The sequence below is a fragment of the Enterobacter sp. J49 genome (genome assembly GCF_002148625.1).
GTDB lineage: Bacteria > Pseudomonadota > Gammaproteobacteria > Enterobacterales > Enterobacteriaceae > Enterobacter > Enterobacter ludwigii.
Genome location: NZ_MWPY01000037.1, coordinates 1,004,231 through 1,025,052, shown reverse-complemented (window position 1 = coordinate 1,025,052; position 20,822 = coordinate 1,004,231). Strand labels below are relative to the sequence as shown.

The 20,822-nt window shown below is 54.0% G+C and carries 19 protein-coding genes; 6 read left to right on the top strand and 13 right to left on the bottom strand.

Going from position 1 to position 20,822, the window contains the following annotated elements:
* Positions 1-48: 48 nt before the first annotated feature.
* Both BJP35_RS24500 and BJP35_RS23250 read left to right on the top strand, forming a co-directional pair.
* Positions 49-189, top strand: a complete 141-nt coding sequence (locus tag BJP35_RS24500) for an Ecr family regulatory small membrane protein (RefSeq protein WP_020882478.1) — start codon at positions 49-51, stop codon at positions 187-189.
* A 217-nt stretch (positions 190-406) separates the two neighbouring features.
* Entirely contained in the window at positions 407-970 is a 564-nt protein-coding gene (locus tag BJP35_RS23250) for a DJ-1/PfpI family protein (protein WP_025204027.1), read from the top strand.
* A gap of 69 nt (positions 971-1,039) precedes the next feature.
* Here BJP35_RS23250 and BJP35_RS23245 read toward each other — a convergent pair whose 3' ends face one another.
* A complete protein-coding gene (locus BJP35_RS23245) occupies positions 1,040-1,798 on the bottom strand; it encodes a hypothetical protein (RefSeq protein ID WP_086463582.1) in 759 nt (252 codons plus the stop codon).
* 115 nt (positions 1,799-1,913) lie between these two features.
* Positions 1,914-3,530 (bottom strand): ABC transporter substrate-binding protein, encoded by a 1,617-nt coding sequence (locus BJP35_RS23240; protein ID WP_047744730.1) that lies wholly within the window; start codon positions 3,528-3,530, stop codon positions 1,914-1,916.
* A 185-nt stretch (positions 3,531-3,715) separates the two neighbouring features.
* Between BJP35_RS23240 and mpaA the strand changes: the two genes are divergently transcribed.
* Positions 3,716-4,429 carry a murein tripeptide amidase MpaA gene (mpaA, locus tag BJP35_RS23235; RefSeq protein WP_020882474.1) on the top strand — a complete coding sequence of 238 codons (714 nt, stop codon included), beginning with the start codon at positions 3,716-3,718 and terminating at the stop codon, positions 4,427-4,429.
* On the opposite strand, the gene ycjG is transcribed toward mpaA, so the two are convergent.
* The gene (ycjG, locus tag BJP35_RS23230) at positions 4,420-5,385 is read right to left on the bottom strand and encodes an L-Ala-D/L-Glu epimerase (protein ID WP_032678269.1); all 966 of its coding nucleotides are present in this window, start codon (positions 5,383-5,385) and stop codon (positions 4,420-4,422) included. The genes mpaA and ycjG overlap by 10 nt on opposite strands.
* Before the next feature lie 107 nt (positions 5,386-5,492).
* Here ycjG and tpx point away from each other — a divergent pair, with 107 nt between their 5' ends.
* Entirely contained in the window at positions 5,493-5,999 is a 507-nt protein-coding gene (tpx, locus tag BJP35_RS23225) for a thiol peroxidase (protein WP_086463581.1), read from the top strand.
* A gap of 332 nt (positions 6,000-6,331) precedes the next feature.
* On the top strand, positions 6,332-7,540 hold the full coding sequence (locus BJP35_RS23220; protein ID WP_047744731.1) for an aldose 1-epimerase family protein: 1,209 nt from the start codon (positions 6,332-6,334) through the stop codon (positions 7,538-7,540).
* A 35-nt stretch (positions 7,541-7,575) separates the two neighbouring features.
* Here BJP35_RS23220 and tyrR read toward each other — a convergent pair whose 3' ends face one another.
* From tyrR to BJP35_RS23205, 3 genes are all read right to left on the bottom strand, one after another.
* Positions 7,576-9,117 (bottom strand): transcriptional regulator TyrR, encoded by a 1,542-nt coding sequence (tyrR, locus tag BJP35_RS23215; protein ID WP_050736878.1) that lies wholly within the window; start codon positions 9,115-9,117, stop codon positions 7,576-7,578.
* Between the two features lie 113 nt (positions 9,118-9,230).
* Positions 9,231-10,283, bottom strand: coding sequence for a YcjF family protein (locus BJP35_RS23210; protein ID WP_047744733.1), 1,053 nt, complete (start codon positions 10,281-10,283; stop codon positions 9,231-9,233).
* The gene (locus tag BJP35_RS23205) at positions 10,280-11,677 is read right to left on the bottom strand and encodes a YcjX family protein (protein WP_047744734.1); all 1,398 of its coding nucleotides are present in this window, start codon (positions 11,675-11,677) and stop codon (positions 10,280-10,282) included. The genes BJP35_RS23210 and BJP35_RS23205 overlap by 4 nt, the downstream gene beginning before the upstream one ends.
* A gap of 155 nt (positions 11,678-11,832) precedes the next feature.
* Between BJP35_RS23205 and BJP35_RS23200 the strand changes: the two genes are divergently transcribed.
* Positions 11,833-12,843 (top strand): LacI family DNA-binding transcriptional regulator, encoded by a 1,011-nt coding sequence (locus tag BJP35_RS23200; protein WP_014170329.1) that lies wholly within the window; start codon positions 11,833-11,835, stop codon positions 12,841-12,843.
* A 34-nt stretch (positions 12,844-12,877) separates the two neighbouring features.
* On the opposite strand, the gene BJP35_RS23195 is transcribed toward BJP35_RS23200, so the two are convergent.
* The 7 genes from BJP35_RS23195 to BJP35_RS23165 all read right to left on the bottom strand — a co-directional run bounded on the left by BJP35_RS23195 (position 12,878) and on the right by BJP35_RS23165 (position 20,811).
* Positions 12,878-13,792 (bottom strand): OmpG family monomeric porin, encoded by a 915-nt coding sequence (locus tag BJP35_RS23195; RefSeq protein WP_020882467.1) that lies wholly within the window; start codon positions 13,790-13,792, stop codon positions 12,878-12,880.
* Between the two features lie 66 nt (positions 13,793-13,858).
* Positions 13,859-14,941 (bottom strand): ABC transporter ATP-binding protein, encoded by a 1,083-nt coding sequence (locus BJP35_RS23190; protein ID WP_047744736.1) that lies wholly within the window; start codon positions 14,939-14,941, stop codon positions 13,859-13,861.
* Positions 14,942-14,943: 2 nt separating this feature from the next.
* The gene (gene pgmB / locus BJP35_RS23185; RefSeq protein ID WP_047744737.1) at positions 14,944-15,621 is read right to left on the bottom strand and encodes a beta-phosphoglucomutase; all 678 of its coding nucleotides are present in this window, start codon (positions 15,619-15,621) and stop codon (positions 14,944-14,946) included.
* The gene (locus BJP35_RS23180) at positions 15,611-17,890 is read right to left on the bottom strand and encodes a glycoside hydrolase family 65 protein (protein ID WP_047744738.1); all 2,280 of its coding nucleotides are present in this window, start codon (positions 17,888-17,890) and stop codon (positions 15,611-15,613) included. Before BJP35_RS23180 ends, pgmB begins: the two co-directional genes overlap by 11 nt.
* Positions 17,884-18,942, bottom strand: coding sequence for a Gfo/Idh/MocA family protein (locus BJP35_RS23175; protein ID WP_025204017.1), 1,059 nt, complete (start codon positions 18,940-18,942; stop codon positions 17,884-17,886). Before BJP35_RS23175 ends, BJP35_RS23180 begins: the two co-directional genes overlap by 7 nt.
* Before the next feature lie 11 nt (positions 18,943-18,953).
* Positions 18,954-19,742: a sugar phosphate isomerase/epimerase gene (locus BJP35_RS23170; RefSeq protein ID WP_047744739.1), complete on the bottom strand. Its 789-nt coding sequence runs from the start codon at positions 19,740-19,742 to the stop codon at positions 18,954-18,956.
* 16 nt (positions 19,743-19,758) lie between these two features.
* The gene (locus BJP35_RS23165; RefSeq protein ID WP_047744740.1) at positions 19,759-20,811 is read right to left on the bottom strand and encodes a zinc-binding alcohol dehydrogenase; all 1,053 of its coding nucleotides are present in this window, start codon (positions 20,809-20,811) and stop codon (positions 19,759-19,761) included.
* Positions 20,812-20,822: the final 11 nt, after the last annotated feature.

Here is a 20,822-nt window from a genome sequence, read left to right as displayed (position 1 = left end):
TTACAATGCCCCTCTCGAATAAATGGACCACAGGTGGGTAGATGTGCAATGGGAAAAACAGAAATAATACTCACCATAATTATTTTATTCGTTATTATATTCGGCTTCTGGTTTATTTTCAGCGGTGAGATCTGGTTTCTGGTGGAATACCTTGAGAACAGTATCTACCCCACCTTCGATGCGCTATGACGCATGTTTAATTCCTTGTTTCACCTACCGAATTTGTCAGGTATCAGCACCGGTAAGAGGTGCGTAAAATACGCGACGTTATCCTCCAACAAGTTGATAACGAATCATTAAATCATTTGCTTATTTCGCCCGTTCTCTGACGGGCTTTTTTTATTTCCGGCAATTCAGCTGTGCCAGGCTATATCTTAAACATCGTTAAACCTAAAGGTGAGAAATGATGAGCAAGAAAATCCTGATGTTGGTCGGCGATTACGCCGAAGATTATGAAACAATGGTGCCCTTTCAGGCTTTACAGATGATTGGCCATCAGGTGGACGCCGTCTGCCCGGACAAATCCCGTGGCGACTACATCATGACGGCGATCCATGATTTCGACGGCGCCCAGACCTACAGTGAAAAGCCGGGCCACCGTTTTATCCTCAATGCCGATTTTTCCGCCGTAAAAGAGCAGGATTATGACGCGCTGCTAATCCCGGGCGGACGAGCCCCTGAATATCTCCGGCTAAATGATGACGTGCTGAAACTGGTGCAGGCCTTCGACGCCGCGCGCAAACCGATTGCTGCGGTTTGCCACGGACCGCAACTGCTCGCTGCTGCCGGCATATTAAAAGGACGAACCTGTAGCGCCTATCCCGCCTGTGCGCCTGAAGTCCGCCTCGGCGGCGGGCACTATGCCAATATCGGTATCGATCAGGCGCACGTAGACGGTAATCTGGTCACTGCCCCCGCCTGGCCTGCGCATCCGCAATGGCTGGCGAAATTCAGTGCATTGCTAGAATAACGTTGCCCTGCTCCCGCCAGCAGCGCCTGGCGGGAGCAATCTGCTGGGAATAATGTGTCGCCCGGCGATTTAGCGATCCTGCTGCTCCCACTGCGCTTCCCGCTCACGCGCTTTTCTGCGGGCTTCCTCTTTTTCACGATACAGTGGCGGATAGTAGATGTTCCCCCAGTCCCATTTACCGAACCAGAGACTCATCAGCGTACTAAAGATGATAATAAGTACGGTATAAAACAGAACGGTTCCGCTTTCACCGCCGTGGCTGAACAGATCGATGACCAGCGAATGCTGCGCGTCGCTAAACCACTGCGGATGGTCATCAAGCATCATGAAAAACAGGATCCCAAAGAGTAAATCCCCGACTTTAAATCGCTCATGAAATTTCGTGCGCCAGTTTGCATTATGTTTTTCATAATAATTCAGCAGGAACTGGTTGTTTTCCTTCAACGCTAAATCAAGTATTTCGCCTGAAGGAACTTCACCCGACCTCTTCTGATAATCACTCTGCGCGCGCAAGAAATCCGGGAAGATTCTGCTGTAGATGAACTCATTGAGTAATAGCCTGACGATATTGGCTATAAAAGGCATCAGGGTGGTGGCAATCAAACCTAAGGCGGCGAGCGCCACGCAGAAAAAACCCAGATGTTCGGTCCAGTTAAGTGTCTGAACAGGCCAGGTCAATATTCCTTGCCCGCTGTATACCAGCAGCGCCAGATCGGCGAAAAGGACAATATAGATGAAGCGGATAATCCATTGCCATTCCCAGATTTTATCCATAATCCCTAACCCTGCCGGGAAAGACGCTTTCTCTTTCTTTTCATCCGTCATCATTTACCTCCCCTTTGACTCACGGAACAAACATCCCTCGTTCAATAAAGAAAAACTGGCGCAAATGCGCCAGCTCTTAATTTAACGTTCACAACGAAGACCGGCGGTTCCCGGCTCGTCAGTGTTTCTCAATATACATCGTCCGGCTATAAGCCACGTCTTCCGGGTTATTAATGGGGTAACCTTTCACCCATGGTTTGATCAGGCGGCCGTTGGTGTACTGGTAAATAGGTGCGATTGGCGCTTTTTCCGTGAGGATTTTCTCCGCCATGTTGTAGTCTGCGTTACGGGCTTTCGCCGTGTTTTCGAGCGTCGCCTGATGGATAATTTTATCGTACGCCGGATCATTGAAACGCGAAATATTGCCGCTGTGGGTTGAGGTCAATAACGACAGGAAGGTCGATGGCTCATTGTAATCCCCGACCCATGACGCGCGGATCACATCGAAATTACCGGTATTACGGCTATCGATGTAGGTTTTCCACTCCTGGTTTTGCAGTTTGACGTCAACGCCGAGGTTTTTCTTCCACATCGAGGCCACCGCAATCGCGATTTTCTGATGGTTTTCTGACGTGTTGTACAACAGGTTCAACTTCAGCGGGCGCTGAGGGCCGTAGCCTGCGGCCTGAAGCAGCGTTTTCGCCTGGGCATTAAGTTCCTGCTGTGACATCTGCTCAAATGGCGAGGTTTCTGGCGTAAACCCTGCCGTCACGTCTGGCGTGAAATGCCAGGCGGGCTTCTCACCGGTTCCTAACACTTTGTCCGCTATGATGCGGCGATCGATGGTCATGCTCAGGGCGAGACGTACACGGGCATCGGCCGTGGGTCCTTTTTGCGTATTAAACGCATAGTAATAGGTGCCCAGCTGAGGCGGTGTATACACCTGTCCCGGAATGTCCTTGAGCAGCTTCTGATACATGTTTTTCGGGAACGATTCGGTAATATCAATATCATCCGCCAGATAGCGTTTAGTGGCCGAGGATTCCTGGTTAATCGGTATGAACGTCACTTTTTGCAGGACGGTTTTGGCGTTATCCCAGTAGTGTGTATTCGGCACCACAACCAGTTTTTCATTCACCACGCGATCTTTCAGAACGTAGGCGCCATTTCCGACCAGAGCCCCCGGACGCGTCCACTCTTTGCCGCTCTCCACATTGGCCTTTTGCACCGGATAGAAGGCAAAGTTTGCCGTCAGATTGCTAAACCACGGCAGCGGTTTATCCAGCTGCACACGTAAGGTTTTTGCATCTACGGCCGTCACGCCCAGCGTATCTGGCGCGGCTTTACCATCAATTATCGCCTGTGCGTTATGGATACCCGCCAGCGCCGCAAACCAGGCAAACGGAGACGTGGTTTTCGGATCAACCAGACGCTGCCAGCTATAGACAAAATCCTGAGCGGTAACTGGCGAACCGTCAGACCATTTCGCGTTATCACGTAAGGAGAAGGTCCAGATACGGTTATCATTACTCTGCCAGCGCGTCGCCACGCCTGGGGTCAGTTCACCTTTCTCATTCTGATTAACCAGTCCTTCAAAAAGGTCGCGAATGACCTGTATCTCGGGTAATCCCACGGCTTTTGCCGGATCAAGGGAAGCCGGCTCATCTTTAATGTGTCTGACCAGCTCCTGTTTTTGCGCCAGTACCGTGCCCTGTGGCACATCAGCGGCGTACGAGAGTGAAGAGAGTCCGCACAGCAACAGTGCAGCACAGAGACGCGAAACAGGATGCTTCATAAGATCCCCTTTTATGAATTCAGGTAATAAGCAGATGCGTAATTATTTGTTTCGACAATGAGAATTGCAAATACCTTCCTCCGGAAAGTTGATATCCGGCAATTTTCCCGCCATACGGAAACTATTTGATTAACCGCGAGTTTTGCACAACACTGCCAGTAGAGACTTCTTTATCAGGATTTCCTATGGCAATCACCCGACCCAGAGCGGAACGCGGCGCCTTCCCGCCAGGTGCAGAGCAGTATGGCCGTTCATTTTTAGGCGCATCGCTGATTTGGTTTCCGGCCCCCGATGCCGATCGCAACAGCGGTTTGATCATTGCCGGCACGCACGGCGACGAGAACTCTTCTGTCGTCACGCTCTCGTGCGCGCTGCGCACGTTGACGCCCAGCTTACGACGTCATCACGTGATTCTGGCCGTCAACCCGGATGGGTGTCAGCTTGGGTTGCGCGCCAATGCGCGGGGCATCGATTTAAACCGTAATTTCCCTGCAGCAAACTGGCGCGCCGGTGAAACGGTTTATCGCTGGAACAGCTCCGCCGAAGAGCGTGACGTTGTCTTACTGACCGGCGACACGCCGGGCTCGGAGCCGGAAACACAGGCGCTGTGCCAGTTAATCCATAAGATCCACCCGGCCTGGGTTGTCACCTTTCACGATCCGCTGGCCTGCATCGAAGATCCGCGGCACACCGAGCTGGGCGAATGGCTGGCGAATGCTTTCGCCCTGCCGCTTGTCTCCAGCGTGGGCTATGAAACCCCTGGCTCATTCGGCAGCTGGTGTGCCGACCTGGGATTACCTTGCATCACCGCGGAATTCCCGCCGATATCGTCAGACGAAGCCAGCGAAAAATATTTAAAGGCCATGGTGGAGCTTCTGCGCTGGCAGCCTCAAAAATGAAGGACGCCGCTGGTAAACGTGAGTGCCGGTGAAACGTCAACCGCCAGCCATGTCGGGCCATCAAGATCGGCAAAACTGACATGATTTACCAGCGGCAGCGCCGCGTTGATCGCCCGGGATGTACACAGCATACATCCCAGCATGATTGAAAACCCCTGAGCCTGCGCCTGTTCTGCCAGCGCCAGCGCCTCTGTTAGCCCGCCGGTCTTGTCGAGTTTGATATTGACCATTTCGTAACGGCCCTGCAGTTCAACCAGGCTATCGCGCGTATGGCAGCTTTCATCCGCGCAGATGGGCAGCGGGTGGATAAAATTCTTCAGCGCCGCATCATCCTGTGCCGGCAGAGGCTGTTCCAGCATGGCCACGCCCAGGTCGGCCAGCAGCTGACATCGTGCGGCAAGGCCTTCGGGATGCCATGACTCATTCGCGTCCACAATTAACGTGGCTGTCGGGACTGCCGAGCGGATAGCGACCATACGCTCGCTGATCAGACGATCGTCAAGCTTCACCTTTAACAGCGTCGCCCCCGCATCAAAGAGTGCTTTTGCGCTGGCGGCCATGTGTTCAGGCTCGCCAATCACTACCGTTTGCGCCGTGACAACCGATGTCGGCAGCGTGACGCCTAGCAGCGTCGTCAGCGAGGTTTGCTGTTTGGCAGCCTCCAGGCTCCAGAGTGCGCAGTCAATCGCATTACGCGCCGCGCCGGCGGGTATACGCTGCTGTAACGCCTCGCGGGTGAGCCCTTTTTCCAGATCGGGAACGAGCGTCATGATAAGTGCCATTACCGACGCCAGACTTTCGCCATAGCGCGGGTACGGCGTGCATTCGCCGACGCCCTTAATGCCGTCCTCTTCTATCTCCACCACGACCACACTGGCTTCACTTCGACTGCCGCGGGAGATCACAAACGGGGTATGCAATGGCCAGGCTTCTTCATAGACCTTAACGCTTCTCATCACTGACTCCTTGCGGCCCGGAAAGGCGAAAAAATTGGTTTGCCGTGTTATCCGCTGATGGCATACACTAGCCCCGACGTTAACTATATGTAAACAGGAAGATATCTATGTCACAACTCGTTCATTTCCAGGGCAACCCGGTTACTGTTGCAGGTTCCATTCCACAGGCTGGCAGCAAAGCACAGGCTTTTACTCTGGTGGCTAAAGATCTGTCTGACGTCACACTGTCTCAGTTTGCTGGCAAACGCAAAGTCCTGAACATTTTCCCAAGCATCGACACCGGCGTCTGTGCTGCATCCGTGCGCAAATTCAACCAGCTGGCGACGGAAATGGACAACACCGTTGTGCTGTGTATTTCTGCCGATCTGCCGTTCGCCCAGTCCCGTTTCTGCGGTGCTGAAGGCCTGAGCAACGTCATTACCCTCTCCACCCTGCGCAGCCCGGATTTCCTGGAAAACTACGGCGTGAGCATCGCGGAAGGCCCACTGAAAGACCTGGCAGCGCGCGCTGTACTGGTTATCGATGAAAATGACAACGTCGTGTTCAGCGAACTGGTTAACGAAATCACCACCGAGCCGGATTACACTGCCGCGCTGGACGTGTTGAAAGCATAATGAATGCTTAGCATTCTATATAGCTTAGCAATCTAATGAAATAACAGGATTTATTTCTCTTTGCAGGCTCTGGAAGACGACACATGACAAACCTCGCACTGGCGGGGTTTTTTATTCCCTTTAAGCTGAATCGTTAAAGCTAAACCCTTCACTGTTCACATTTACTGTGCAATTAATTGTATTAAAGTTAACTTAATTGCGATCTTATTCTCATATTAGACCTTAAATATTCATATTTTCTTCCCCAGTGAAGCACATCACATTTCCCTTCAGGTCAAAACATTAGATTTGCTGACGAAAGCAAATAATCGTTTCAGCAAAAAGGAAGGGATATGAAAATTAAACTGGCTATTACGCTCCTTGCAGCTTTGATTTCGGGCCATGCTGCGGCGAAAACCTGGGTGCTGACAAGCGCTGAAAGCGGCGTGGAGAAAGGAAACTGGAAAATAACGAGCGATGAGCTGAAGGTAAAAGATCAGGCGTTCAGCATTGAACAAAAAGTGTTGCACGGTGGCAAACAGGAAGGCAGCAAAATCCTTGTTATCAGCAGTAAAAGTGGCCTGACCATTACCTTAAGCCCCTCTCGCGGCATGAACCTGCTCCATGTGGAAGGCTTCGGCACCAGAATGGGCTGGGATTCCCCGGTAAAAGAGGTCGTGAACCCGGCATATATTAATCTGGAAAGTCGCAACGGGCTTGGCTGGCTGGAAGGTTTCAACGAGATGATGGTGCGCTGTGGCTATGAGTGGACGGGCCACCCGGTCACGGCTGACGGCCAAATCTACACGCTTCACGGCAAGGCGGGCAATACGCCTGTCTCGCAGGTAGAAGTTGAGGTGGCTGACGCCGCCCCCCATGAAATTCGAATTCGCGGTTTGATCAAAGAGAGCTCGTTCAAAAAAGCAGATTTGCAGACCATGACCGAACTGCGTTACGTCCCAGGAACCAACCAGTTCAGTTTGCATGATGTTCTGACAAACCATGCCGATTACCCGCATGATTATCAAATCATCTACCACAGCAACTTTGGTACCCCGATCCTCGAAGAAGGTGCACGCTTCCTTGCCCCGGTCGCGAGCGTCAGTCCATTCAATGACTACGCGAAAGCCGGTGTCAACGACTGGCAGACCTATGCTGGGCCAACGAAAGGCTTTGATGAGATGGTGTTTAACCTCAAACCGCTTGCGGATAACAACCACGAAACCCTCGCGGCCGTGGTGAATAAAGCCGGTGATAAAGGGGCGTCCATTCAGTTTGATACCCGCCAGTTGCCGGTGCTGACCTTATGGAAAAATACCGACACCCTGAAGCAAGGTTATGTCACCGGTATTGAGCCGGGTACCAGCTACGCCTACCCGGTCACCATTGAGCGCGAACAAAAACGCGTTAAGCAATTGCAACCGGGAGCCAGCACACAGTTTGATCTGACCTATACCCTGCTCCATAACCCGCAACAGGTGAAAGACGTGGAGAACCGAATTGCATCGATTCAGGGAGAGACAAAGGTCGACATTAATAGCACCCCTATCGCAAAAGAATGAGTAAAAAAAAGCCTCTTTACAGAGGCTTTTTACCGTTATTCGTCACCCTTCTTCTGATTCAAACCATACTCTCGCAACTTATTGGCAATCGCCGTGTGTGAAACGCCAAGGCGTTTTGCCAGCTTACGGGTGCTTGGATAGCTACGGTATAGTTGCGTCAGCACGGAGCGCTCAAAACGGCTGGTAATGTCATCCAGCGAACCTTCCATCGCCTCTTCACCTACTGACACCGTCCCGGCATCGTAATCCGGTAACAGAATATCCTGCGGACGCAGTTCATAACCTTCCAGCTGCGTCAGTGCGCGGTAAACGGCGTTCTTGAGCTGGCGAATGTTGCCCGGCCAGCCGTAGCGCATGAGCACCGTGCCGAGATCGGCTGAAAGCTTCGGACGCGGTACCCCCTGCTCGTCGGCAAAGCGCGCCACAAAGAGTTCGGTCAGCGGCATGATATCCTGCGGGCAATCGCGCAGCGGTGGGATATTCAGGGTCAGGACATTCAGGCGGTAGTAGAGATCCTCGCGGAATACCCCTTTTTGCACCAGTTCGACCAGGTTTTTCTGCGTCGCACAAATCACACGCACATCCACATGAACTTCGTGATCCTCGCCTACGCGGCGGAACGTGCCATCATTGAGGAAGCGCAGCAGCTTGGCCTGCATGCGTGGCGACATTTCACCAATCTCGTCCAGCAGCACGGAACCGCCGTTAGCCTGCTCGAAGAACCCTTTTTTACCTTCCGGCGCGTGACCAAATAATTCGCTTTCGACGGCATCTTCCGGAATCGAGGCGCAGTTCAGGGCCAGATACGGTTTTGCCGCTCGCGGGCTGGCCAGATGCACAGCATGCGCCAGCAGGTCCTTCCCGGTACCGGTATCGCCGGTAATCAGCAGTGGCGCGGTCAGACTCGCGAGTTTGCGCGCCTGGTCCACCACATGCCGCATTTTCGGGCTGACGGCAATAATCTGGCTGAATGCCCCCACATCCTGACTGGAGATATTTTGCAGCTGACGGCCCATGCGCACGGTGGAACGCAGCATGATCACGGCACCGGTCAGAACGCGCGCGTCGGCCTCGCCTTTCAGATAGACCGGCGTTATCTCCATTAAGAAATTCTGTCCGTGGATAACCACATGCTCGCTGTGGGTGTTCTGCGGGTTGCTGTCCAGCCAGCGCTGGAAGTTAAAGCCGGGAATCAACTGTGCTGCGTTGTGGTTGCTGAGTTTTTCCTGACTCTGCGCGAACAGCTGGCAGCTGGCATGGTTAACACGCTCAACCTTACTTTTTAAATCCAGGGAGAGGAAAGGCTCTGGCATGGCTTCAAGCAATGCGCTCAATGCCAGATGCTCACGCTCCGACGGCATCCAGGGGATGGTGCGTACATCCGTAACGCCAGCGATACGGCGTATTTCTGCCATTAGGCTACTGAACGTATTAAATTCAATTTCGGCAAAATTGAGGTAAATTCGCCCGACAGGATCGATCTCAATGCCACGTAAATCAATGCTACGTAAAACAAGAAGATCGAGTAATTCGCGGGTCAGACCGAGACGGTCTTCACAGAAGACTTCAAGACGCATGGGAAATTCACCGTTTTAAGCCAATAACATTAAAATGATATGTCAGAACACGGTGATCGGGAAGATGGCTGTCAACAAATATTGACAGCCAGCACGATTAATGACCAAACCGGCTACTGAACCGGTTTTTTATTGAGCGTCTCTTTGAGCTGACCGATTAACTCACGTCGGAAATCCCCCAATCGCGGCTTATCGCCATCAATCCACGGCAGTGGACGGCACACTTCCATCGCTTTGATGCCCAGACGGGCGGTCAACAAACCGGCGCCAATACCCTGCGCGGCACGGGCAGAGAGACGCGCCGCCAGATCCTGCGACATCCAGTCCATCCCCACTTCCCGCACCAGCTCGCTTGCTCCGGCAAAGGCGATGTTGAGCAATACCAGACGGAACAAGCGAAGGCGGCTGTAGTACCCCAGCTCAATGCCGTATAAAGCAGCAATCCGGTTAATCAGACGCAGGTTACGCCAGGCGATAAACGCCATATCCACCAGCGCCAGCGGGCTGACGGCAATCATCAGGGTTGATTCCGCAGCAGAGCGGCTGATTTCGCGCCGCGCCTGGGCATCCAGCACCGGCTGCACCATGTGGGAATACAGCGTCACCACTTCACGATCGTTCTGGGTTTCATGGATAGCGGCATACCAGCGCTGAAGCGCCGGGTGTGACTGGTCAATACCCGCCTGACTGGCCAGCTTTTCACAAAACGCGCGGCCTTTGCCGGTTCCGTGACTGTGGAGCAGATCCCGCGCTTCATCACGCTCATGGGCGCGCTGTCGCAGGCGCCACAGGCGACGCCACTCGGTCGCAACAGATCCGACACCCGCCCCCACAATCAGAGCACCGGCAGCGCAGCCGCCCAACGCGACCCAGTCCTGAGTTTGCCAGGCGTTGACCGCCCACTGGACGCCTTGCCCAACCACGCTGACGCCAAACAATGCCAGCCCGGCAGTCACCATCTTTCGCCACAGGCTGCGTTTTGGGCGTAGCGCGGCTTCCACGACCGCTTCAGCCGGCCCCTCTTCAACAAGCAGCTCTTCGGTCAGCGCCGGGGCAAAATTATCTGCCTGCGGGCCATCAAACGTCTGCGCAGTTTTAAACGCCTCCGGGTGCTCTTGCTCAAGCTTTCCGGTAAAATCAATGCGCGGTTTTAACGGTTCCGTCATCGCAATTTATCTCCAATCAAAAACTCCAGCGCCGCATCCAGACGGATATGCGGTAACGGCTGATCGACCGTCATGACCTGCGGGCGGAAGGCTTCAAACTGGAAGCCCTGGTTCTGCCAGAAGGCCGGCCCCGGAAGGCGTGCGGGCACTTCGCCCGGATAGACAGTAAGCGGTTCGCCGTCGCTGAGACGATTCCCGCGCAATGCCGGTATTTTCTCGCCATTTAGGTCAATCAACCCACTCTGTGTCGCCTGTACGGAAGCCAGTCCGAGGCAATCCATGCTGATCCCTTCGAACGCGGCATTTTGCCAGGCGTCCTGCACCAGTTGCTGCAGCAGCGACACCATATTGGCATGCTGATCGACCGTCACGTGATCGGCTTTTGTGGCCGCAAACAGCAGCTTGTCGATAACGGGTGAGAAGAGACGGCGAAACAGCGTGCGCTGCCCGTAGTGAAAACTTTGCATTAACTGTGTCAGCGCCAGGCGCATATCGTTGAAGGCCTGCGGCCCGCTGTTCAGCGGTTGCAGACAATCCACCAGCACAATCTGGCGATCAAAACGTAAAAAGTAGTTTTTATAAAAACCTTTCACCACTTTTTCACAGTAGTAATTGTAACGCTCGCGCAGCATTCCGGCGTTAGTGTGTTTGTCCGCCTGGGCCAGTTTTGACTCCCCGATGCCATCCACGTCCGGCCACGGGAAAAACTGCAGCGCAGGTGCGCCCGCCAAATCTCCCGGCAGAACAAAACGGCCCGGCTGGATGAAATGCAACCCTTCCTGCTTACACTGATGCAGATACTCCGTCCAGGCCTCGGCAATCGCCGCCAGCCGGTTTTCATCGGCAGGGGCCAGCGGATCCAGGCCTTCGCACAGTTTTCGCCATTTCGTCGACCACTCGGCGCGGTTGCCCTGCAACAGCCCCGTCATCTGCCGTGACCAGCTGAGATAATCCTGTGCCAGCATAGGTAAATCGAGCAACCACTCACCGGGGTAATCCACAATTTCCAGATACAGGGTGGAGGTGTCTTTGAAGTGACGCATCAGGGATTCATTAGAGCGAAAACGCAGCGCAAGGCGAATTTCACTCACCCCGCGCGTCGGCGTCGGCCAGGTGGGCGGTTCACCATAAAGCTGAGCCAGCCCTTCATCATAGGTAAAGCGGGGAATGCCAAAATCGCGCTGAGGCACACGTTTAACCCCCAGCAGGCGCTCTTCCCGCACGGCGCTCAGCAGCGGCAGCCGCGCCCCACTGTGCAGGTTAAGCAGCTGGTTCACCATCGCGGTGATAAACGCCGTCTTGCCGCTGCGGCTCAGCCCCGTCACCGCCAGACGCAGATGACGGTCAACGCCACGGTTCACCAGTGAATTGAGTTCGTTCTTAAGTCGCTTCATCGCCGTCCTTCATTGCCCGGAAGCCTCAAATACATTGCTTCAGAATACAATAAATGGGGGCAGATCGTTGATTATCAATTCTTATTTATTGCTATTGCCGTTTTCTCTCCAGTAAGATGAACGACATTGCTGTTAGTCAGGAGTGAGTAAGGTGTATGTCACCCACCATCTATGATATCGCACGGGTTGCCGGCGTTTCGAAATCAACCGTCTCCCGCGTTCTGAATAAACAAACGAATATTTCTCCTGAAGCGCGTGAAAAAGTGTTGAAGGCGATTGACGAATTAAATTATCAACCCAATAAACTCGCCCGCGCCCTGACCTCTTCTGGCTTCGACGCCATTATGGTTATTTCGACACGCTCGACGAAAACCACCGCCGGCAACCCTTTTTTCTCTGATGTTCTGCATGCCATTACAGCCAAAGCTGAAGAGGAAGGTTTTGACGTTATTTTGCAAACCTCGAAAAGCAGTGAAGACGATCTGCTGAAATGCGAAAGTAAAATAAAACAAAAAATGATTAAAGGGATCATCATGCTAAGCTCACCGGCAAATGAATCCTTTTTCACAACGCTGGATGCTTATGGCGTACCGGTGGTCGTCATCGGGAAAGTCGAAGGTGATTTTCAGAATATTTACTCGGTCGACACGGATAATTTCCAGGACAGCGCCACGCTAACAGAAACCTTTATTAAAAATGGCCGACGTAACATTGCCTGTCTGCACGCGCCGCTCAATTATCATGTTTCGATTGATCGTCTTGCCGGTTATAAATCCAGCCTGGAAAAGCACGGCATCGCCATTAACCCGGCGTGGATCATCGACGGCGGATATACCCATGAAAGCGCGCTTGCCGCGGCCACAGAATTGCTCTCCTCGGCCACGCCACCTGATGCGGTATTTGCCACCGACAGCATGAAGTTACTCAGCCTTTATCGCGCGGCGGATACTCTGGATCTGAGGATCCCCGAGCAGGTTGTGATTGCAGGATACAGTGACCCGATGCTCTCTCTCATTTTAACGCCAGCACCCGGGGGTTTTGATATCCCAACCCGCAAGCTGGGTGAAGAGAGCTGCAATCTTCTTTTCAGGCGTATCGCCGGTCAGCCTGCGCCACAAAAAGTGCTTGTCGATACCCATTTTACGTTAGCGCCCTCTCTTCGCTAAAACCAGGGGCTGAAAGCCCCTGGCATCCGGTCTGTCAGAACGCGTAATTAACGCCAACACCCGCGTAGTGGAAACGGTCGCTGTCGCCTTCGTCATGGTTTTCCCATTCGTAGGCGTATTCCAGCGTCATGGATAATCCATTGTTGAAGTCATACGCGTACAGTAAACCCAGTCGGTTGAAATCGTGTCCTTCACGATCGGGATCGTCCTGCCAGTCCCAGTTCGACCAGCGATCCAGCCCCAGACGGGTATATGGCGTGAGCGTCGTCTGGCCTAATGAAACAGGCAGATACGCGCGAATTTCCTGCGTTGAAAATTCGCCGTTATTACGTGAACTGTCCATATTGAAACCGCGCTCAAGATAATAGTTCACTTTAGCAGAGAAGGTTTCATTAATGGTCCAGGTAAAACCCGTTTCCGTTTCTACACGGCTGTCGGCATAACCGGTTTTTTCCAGGTCATTTGCAAACTGATACATGGCAAACCAGCCACCAAAACGCCAGTCGTCGGACAATTTAATATCCCAGTCGGGCTGAATTTTGTAGCGCTGCATATTTGCGCTACCGTCTTTGGCACCGTGTTCATCTTTAAAATGATAACCGTAATTACGGAAACCGCCGGTCAACCCGAGTGTAAAATCATCGGTGCCAATAAAGCGATAGCGTAATTCAAATTCCGGACGGTCAAAATAGGTCCCACGGGTCATGCTGCTGTAATCAACCGGTCCTTCCTGATACATTGCCAGCGAAAGGGTCCAGGCATCCCACGTGGCATTAAACCATACAGAGGGTTCATATAATCCATCTTTATCGTCGCCCTGACCTTCGACGTTTTCAATTTCATACATGGCACCGATATTAAATTCCCAGTGTTTTGCTGATTCCGTTGCGTGCGCGCAGCTAACCCCTGCGCACAGAACGAGCGCAGCACGTCTTAGTAGAGTACTCATTTAAATGTTCCCTTTATAATTAACTCAAAAAAAACCGGAAATTTGCATTTCCGGCGAACGCCTTTCTTATCTAATAGCCACTTCAGTATCAGCGTCGAAGAAATGACATTTATTCATATCGAACTGGATGCCGATACTATCCCCGGCCGCATAATCATTTACCGCTCCTGCACGAACGACCAGCTCATGCCCGCCCACGGTGGCATAGAGCATGAACTCAGCCCCGGTCAGTTCGGCCACGCTGACTTTTGCCGCAATATCATCCCCACGGTTTTGCAGCGTCAGAATATCTTCCGGCCGGATCCCAAAGACCACGGCTTTACGCTGATATCCGGCGGCATTCACCGCCGCCAGCGTGTCTTCAGGTATCTCCAGACGCAGCGTTTCCGTCACGAAATAGCGATCGTCTATCGCGCCCCGGATAAAATTCATTGCCGGTGAGCCGATGAAGCCCGCCACAAACATATTCGCCGGTTCGTTGTAGACCTGCTTAGGTGCCCCCACCTGCTGAATAACGCCATCCTTGAGGATCACAATGCGGGTCGCCATCGTCATCGCTTCCGTCTGATCGTGGGTCACGTAAATCATTGTGGTGTTGAGCTTCTGGTGCAGCTTGCTGATTTCAGCGCGCATTTGCACACGCAGCTTGGCGTCGAGGTTAGAAAGCGGTTCATCCATCAGGAAGACGCCGGCTTCGCGCACAATCGCCCTTCCTAACGCCACGCGCTGACGTTGCCCACCCGACAATGCGCCAGGTTTACGCGTGAGGTAATCACGCAACCCCAGGATTTGTGCCGCCCAGTTCACGCGCTCTTCAATGACCGCAGGGGCAATTTTCTGCATCTTCAGGCCAAACGCCATGTTGTCGTAAACCGTCATATGCGGATAAAGCGCATAGTTCTGGAAAACCATCGCAATGTCGCGGGACTTGGCGGGCACATCGTTCATACAGACACCGTCAATCACCAGCTCACCGGCGGAGATCTCCTCCAGCCCGGCAATCATACGAAGCGTCGTCGATTTACCGCACCCCGAGGGACCCACAAAGACGATAAACTCCTTGTCCTCAATTTCGAGGTTAAAATCCTTAACCACATGGACCTGGTTATCGTAGATTTTCTGAATATGTTTCAGAGACAGTTGAGCCATTTTTAATTCCTTATCATTACCGTTCGGGATGCCCAGAAATCCGTCAGGCATTTCCAGGTCAGTTCCTGCGTTGAATGAAGTTGTAATCCCGCATGGTTCAGGCCAGGCCCAATCCCGACCGAGAGCATTCCCGCCGCGTTGATTGCCTCAACGCCGGCTGCAGCATCTTCTATTCCGATAGCCTGCTCGGGGCGCACGTTCAGCCCGGTGCAGGCCGCAAGAAAGATCTCCGGGTCCGGTTTTGAGCGGGCAATGCGCGAGGCATCGGCGCAGAAATCAAAAGCCCTCTCAATGCCCAGCGCCTGCAAAATACCGGGGGCGTTAAGGGACACAGAGGCCAGCCCGATTTTGACGTTCGCCGCACGAATTTCCGCCAGCACCTCGCGGATGCCCGGAAGCAGAGAATCCTGCGTCAACGACGCCAGAGACCCGACGTAGCGCGCGTTCTTTTTATCCGCGAGCACCTGCCGCTGCTGGTCGTTAAACTCCCCCTCTTTTCCGCCATGGCGCAGGATCCGCTGCAGCGATTCCATACGGCTTATCCCTTTCAGCTCGTCGTTGAACACCACGTCGAACGAGATGCCAATTTCCTGCGCCACGGCACGCCAGGCCAGAAAATGCAGATGCGCGGTATCGGTGATCACACCATCAAGATCGAAGACAACGGCCTCAGGCTTCATGATGTGCTCCTGTGGTAGCGGTCCCACCAAGAGATGTAAAAAAATCCCTGAAAGAGCAGACCTGCCGATCCGTTATGCACAGGGTTTTACCCCACAGCGTTAAGGTCACCGGTGCAGTGGTTTCAATCGTTAAAACATCATTTTCAAACGTGACGTGCATGCGCGCGTTTCTCCATCGCAGCGGGAAAGCCAGTTTTCGCCAGTGGGCAGGCAGCTTCGGGGCAAGATGCAATTCCCCCTGGACGATCTGCATGCCGGCAAATCCCTGAATAACGCCGGACCAGATAGCCCCGGTGGCGGCAGCATGAATCCCGTCATCGCAGCTGTGCGGATCGTCGCCCAGATCGATGGCGATACCCTCGCGCCAGAAGGCGTAGGCCCTTTCCGTATCGCCACACCGGGCAGCAACAATTCCGTGAATCGCTTTGCTCAGCGAAGAGTCGTGTATGGTACGCGGCTCGTAGTACGCCAGGTTGGCAGCACACTGCTGTGGGGTAAACCGTTCCGGCAGCAGGTAGTTGAGCATCACCACATCGGCCTGTTTAAGGATCTGCATCTCGTTCACTTCCGCGCGGGAGTAATCGAGCAGAATGGTCTGTTTACCCGCTTTCGCCTTATAGCGGCTCAGATCGATAGCCGGTTTCGCCATGAAGGTGTCATCCTGAGGAAGGACCCCTTCTGCGTTGGCTTGCGGTAACCACAAACGGGACATAAACCGGCTGGCATTCTCCATGAAGCCGGCATCTTCACGATTGAACATCGCCATAAACTGGCGCGCACAGGCGACATTGTGCCAGGCCAGATAGTTGGTGTAGGCATTGTTATTGACGTGCTCCGTGTACTCATCCGGCCCGATCACATCGTGGATTTCCAGGCGACCATTGACTTCCGTCGCCCGCCCCATCCAGAACGTTGCCGTCTCTATCAGTAGCGTCAGCCCTTCGTTACGCATAAAAGCGTCATCATGTGTCGCTTGCCAGTAGGCCACGACAGCCCAGGCAATGTCCGCCACAATGTGATGTTCTGCCAGCGCAGAGGCCACTTTCTGGCGCGTGCCCGTGCGGATGTTGATTGCTGCATATTCCGGCGTTTCCTCCTGACCGCTCGCGGCACTCTCCCAGGGGAAAAGTGCGCCAGGCCAGCCGTTGCGACGCGCTTTTTCACGAGCCCCGGCCAGGTTGAGCCAGCGATAACGCAGCAGACTGCGGGCAACCTGCGGACGCGTAAAGAGATGGAAAGGCAGCAGGAAAATTTCGGTATCCCAGAAGACGTGGCCTTTATACCCTTCGCCGGTCAATCCTTTCGCGGCGATACTGCAGCGCTCATTGTCGGCAGGCGTCATGGCGGTCAGATGCCAGACGGTATAATCCAGCGCGAGCTGATCCTGCGGTTCCGCAGACGTTACCGCTACCCGCGCATCTCGCCAGACGTCTTCCCAGGCGCAGGCAGAGCTCTCCAGCAACGATGCGTAGCCTCGCGCTGCGCACACCTTGAGTTCGGCCAGTGCGTTACGCGCAAACGACGCCTGCGAAAGGGCTTTGTCACTGCGGTGGGCGACCCAGACGATCTTTTCAAGCGTGACAGTGTCACCCTGCGAAACGTTCAGGGCGTAATGCGCACTGATGCGACGATTTTTAGCGGTAAAGCAGCTTTCGCTACCCGCTGAAAGCCGGCAGAACGCGGATATAACGACATCAGAAACCCGGTCCTGCGTTTCATACACGCCCTGCATACAGTTCTGGTCGAATACCCGGACTGAAATCTCATCCAGATGCTGCCTGCCGCTGTTGGTTTGCGTCGCATCAATTCCGGTTTTCAACACCACCTGCGAGGGCCCATCAAGGGGAGTGATGGCGAGTTGCATTGCCACTAACGGCAGCTGAGCGAGAGAAACGAAACGACGGCTCTCCAGGCGATAGCGTTTCCCGTCGGGCGAGCGCCAGAGCACGCTGCGACGCAGTTCACCATTGGCAAACGCCAGCTCGCGCTGCCACTCAAGAAGCGCCCCGGAAAGCAGGGTAAAATTCACACCATCCAGTTCAACCTCAATACCGGTAATATCCGGCAGGTTGATTAACTCCGTGGTCTCATTGCGACCTGCGCGATGATAAAGCCCGGCGAGATACATGCCCCTGGTTTGCTGGGTGTAATCCTCTTCGTGTGCCGCGCGAATGCCCATGTAGCCATTGCCGCAAGCCATGATGGAGGCGTATTTATTCAGACTGTGGGGAGAGAAGCCCGGTTCGGTTAAAACAGACACATTCAGCATAACGTCACGCTTTCCCCTGTATCCGCCGATTCATAAAGCGCGGCAACAAGTTGCTGGATAACCAGCCCCTGTTCCGCATCTGCGATCATAACCGGCTCTCCCAGCACATGGCGTACAAACGCCTCCATGCTGCGCAGGTGACGCTGGTCGTCTGCCTCATCACGCTGCATGAGGGTCTGTAAAACGCCCGCCTCATCGTGGTAAATGTGAGCCGGGAAGAGCGTGGCCCCCGCCTTTTCGCCACAGAATGAAACATTCATGATCGACTGCTCGCGGATATTCAGCGCAAACGAGGTATCCAGGCGCAGAACGCCGCCATTGCAGAATTCAATTGTGCCAAACAAAGCATCTTCAACGGTAAACCGGGCGGGATCCCACTCGCCAAACTGTCCACTGTTTTTACGGTTCCCCAGCTTCTGGAAGCTGTGGGCGGTCACCCTTTTTACCGCCGGGAAACCCAGCACATACATCGCGGCATCCAGCATATGAATACCGATATCGATAAGCGGTCCGCCACCCTGTAGCGATTTGTTCGTAAAGACGCCCCAGCCCGGCACGCCGCAACGACGCAGCGCCTGCGCCGACGTAAAGTAGATCTCACCTAACGCCCCGTTTGTGACAGCGTCACGTAGCAGCTGCGTGTCGAGCGCAAACCGATGGTGAAAATCATACGCCAGCACTTTTCCCGCTTTACGGGCCGCCCTGCGCATCTGGTCAGCCTGTTGCGGCGTCATGGCAGGCGGTTTTTCGCACATCACATGACATCCGGCCTCCAGTGCCGCCATGACATGTTCAAAATGGAACCGGTTTGGGGAGCAGACGCTGACCACATCAGGTTTTACCGCCTGCAGCATTTCAGATGCATTCTGCCAGACCGAAGGAATTGCATGACGTTCCGCAAACGCCTGTGCCTGTTCAAGGCCGCTGTCCATGACAGCGACCATTTGAACATCACTGCGAGTGGCGTAATACGAGGCATGCACTTTGTCCGCGACCTGCCCGGCGCCAATAATGGCGACGCGCAGAAGCGAAGGTGTTGAAGCACTCATCACGCTCGTCATCCTTAGCATTCACGCAGATACGTGAGTGAATCCTGGTAAGCCTGGGCCGGATCGTCGGCGCGGACACGGCACTCATACACCACGTAGCCCTGATAGTTGTCCGCACGAAGCTGCCCGAACAACGTGGCAAAATCCAGCGTCCCGCTGCCAGGCTGATAGCGATGGTTATCGGCGATATGCACATGACCCAGCAGATCCCGGTTGCGATGCAGCGCCTCTGTTAGCGAATCTTCTTCGATATTCATGTGGTAAAAGTCGCCGATGATCTGCACATGCCTGAGCGCGTTCTCTTCGATATAGCGACGCGCATCCGAGAGCGTGTTGATCATGTGATCCTGGTAGCGGTTGAGCGGCTCAAGGTAAACGGTGGTCCCGGTACGCGCCGCCACCTCATCCAGATAACGCAGCGAAGCACTCACCGCTTCGCGGTCACCCGCCAGGCTGCGTGGAGAGGTCATCGGCGGCAAACGGAAGGTAAACATTCCCCAGGCGGCGGGCACAATAATCCCCTTTCCACCCACTTCAGCCAGTGCTTCCAGGATGCGTTCGATCTGTTTTAATCCGTTCAGACGACGTTCTTCAATGAAGTCACCAATCCAGCCGTCATATCCACCGCAGGCGGTGGTCACCGGCAGGCCCGTGGCGGTGATTGCGGCTTTCACTTCATTGAGATTATCCACCAGCAGTTTGCCGTCAATTTCAAAGCCATCAAAACCCATCGCTTTGATGTACTGGAATTTCTCCAGAATAGAAGTCGGGAAAAAGGCCTGGTTTTGCGTTGCGATTTTCATTGATGCTCTCCTTAGCTTAAAAAGTGACGCCCATCTTGATGCTCAGTTCCGGATGCTGATCGACATACTTCATGTAGCTCTCAGCGCTGGTGGTAAAGGTGACAACCGGGTCAATCAGATCTTCGCAGTTCAGATAACCGTTCATCAGCAGTTCCCAGCAGGTCTCTTCAATACGCTTGCGGCTCCAGCGCGGGTAATCCGGGTTGGGTTCGCTGCAGGCGCGCGAGAAAACGATTTTCGCGTTATTGAAGTGGGCTTCACGCCCCAGATTGAACCCTTCTGCGAACGGTTTCGCGAAAGCCACGTAGGAGATCGTTCCACCGTAGGCGAGCCCGCGCAGCGCAGACTGCAATGCATCGGCAAAACCGCTGGTTTCGATAATCACGTCAGCGCCCTGCTTTCCGGTCAGTTTTTTAATCTCCAGACCGACATCGGTGCCAAACGGATTGAGGCAGTAATCAGCCCCGTGACGGCGGGCAATTTCGCAGCGATGCGCGATAGGATCGACACCGATGACGATGGATGCACCGGCTTTTTTCGCCAGCTGAATCGCAATCTGCCCAATGGCACCCAGTCCGACTACAACGACAAAATCCCCTACCCGCACGTTAGCATCACGCACGCCGCTCATGGCGAACTGCGCAGGGTCGTAACAGACGGCATTTTTCCAGGAAGACCCTTGCGGCATTTTGCGCAGCTTGTAGTTATTAACGGCATTCACGATGACCGTCTCCTGCAGCGGCCCATAGCAGCAGACACGGTCGCCCGTCTGGTACTCCGTCACGTCATCGCCGCATTCGATAATGTCGCCAACGATCATGTTGCCCAGCTGGAACTTACCAAACTCAATGCCCCGCGCCGCGCCCTCTTCACGCGGGGTAAACATCTGCCACTCCGCGTTAAACTCCTCATCAATGAAGGGACTTGCCGCACGGAAATCTACCACTTCGGTGCCGTGTTTTGGCGCACCGAAGCGCGCACGAATTTTCACTTCATGGACGGCAACAGGACGATCTTCATATTCCACCAGCGCCGCTACACGAGGCGCTGTCGCAACTAACTTTTTCATGACTGACTCCT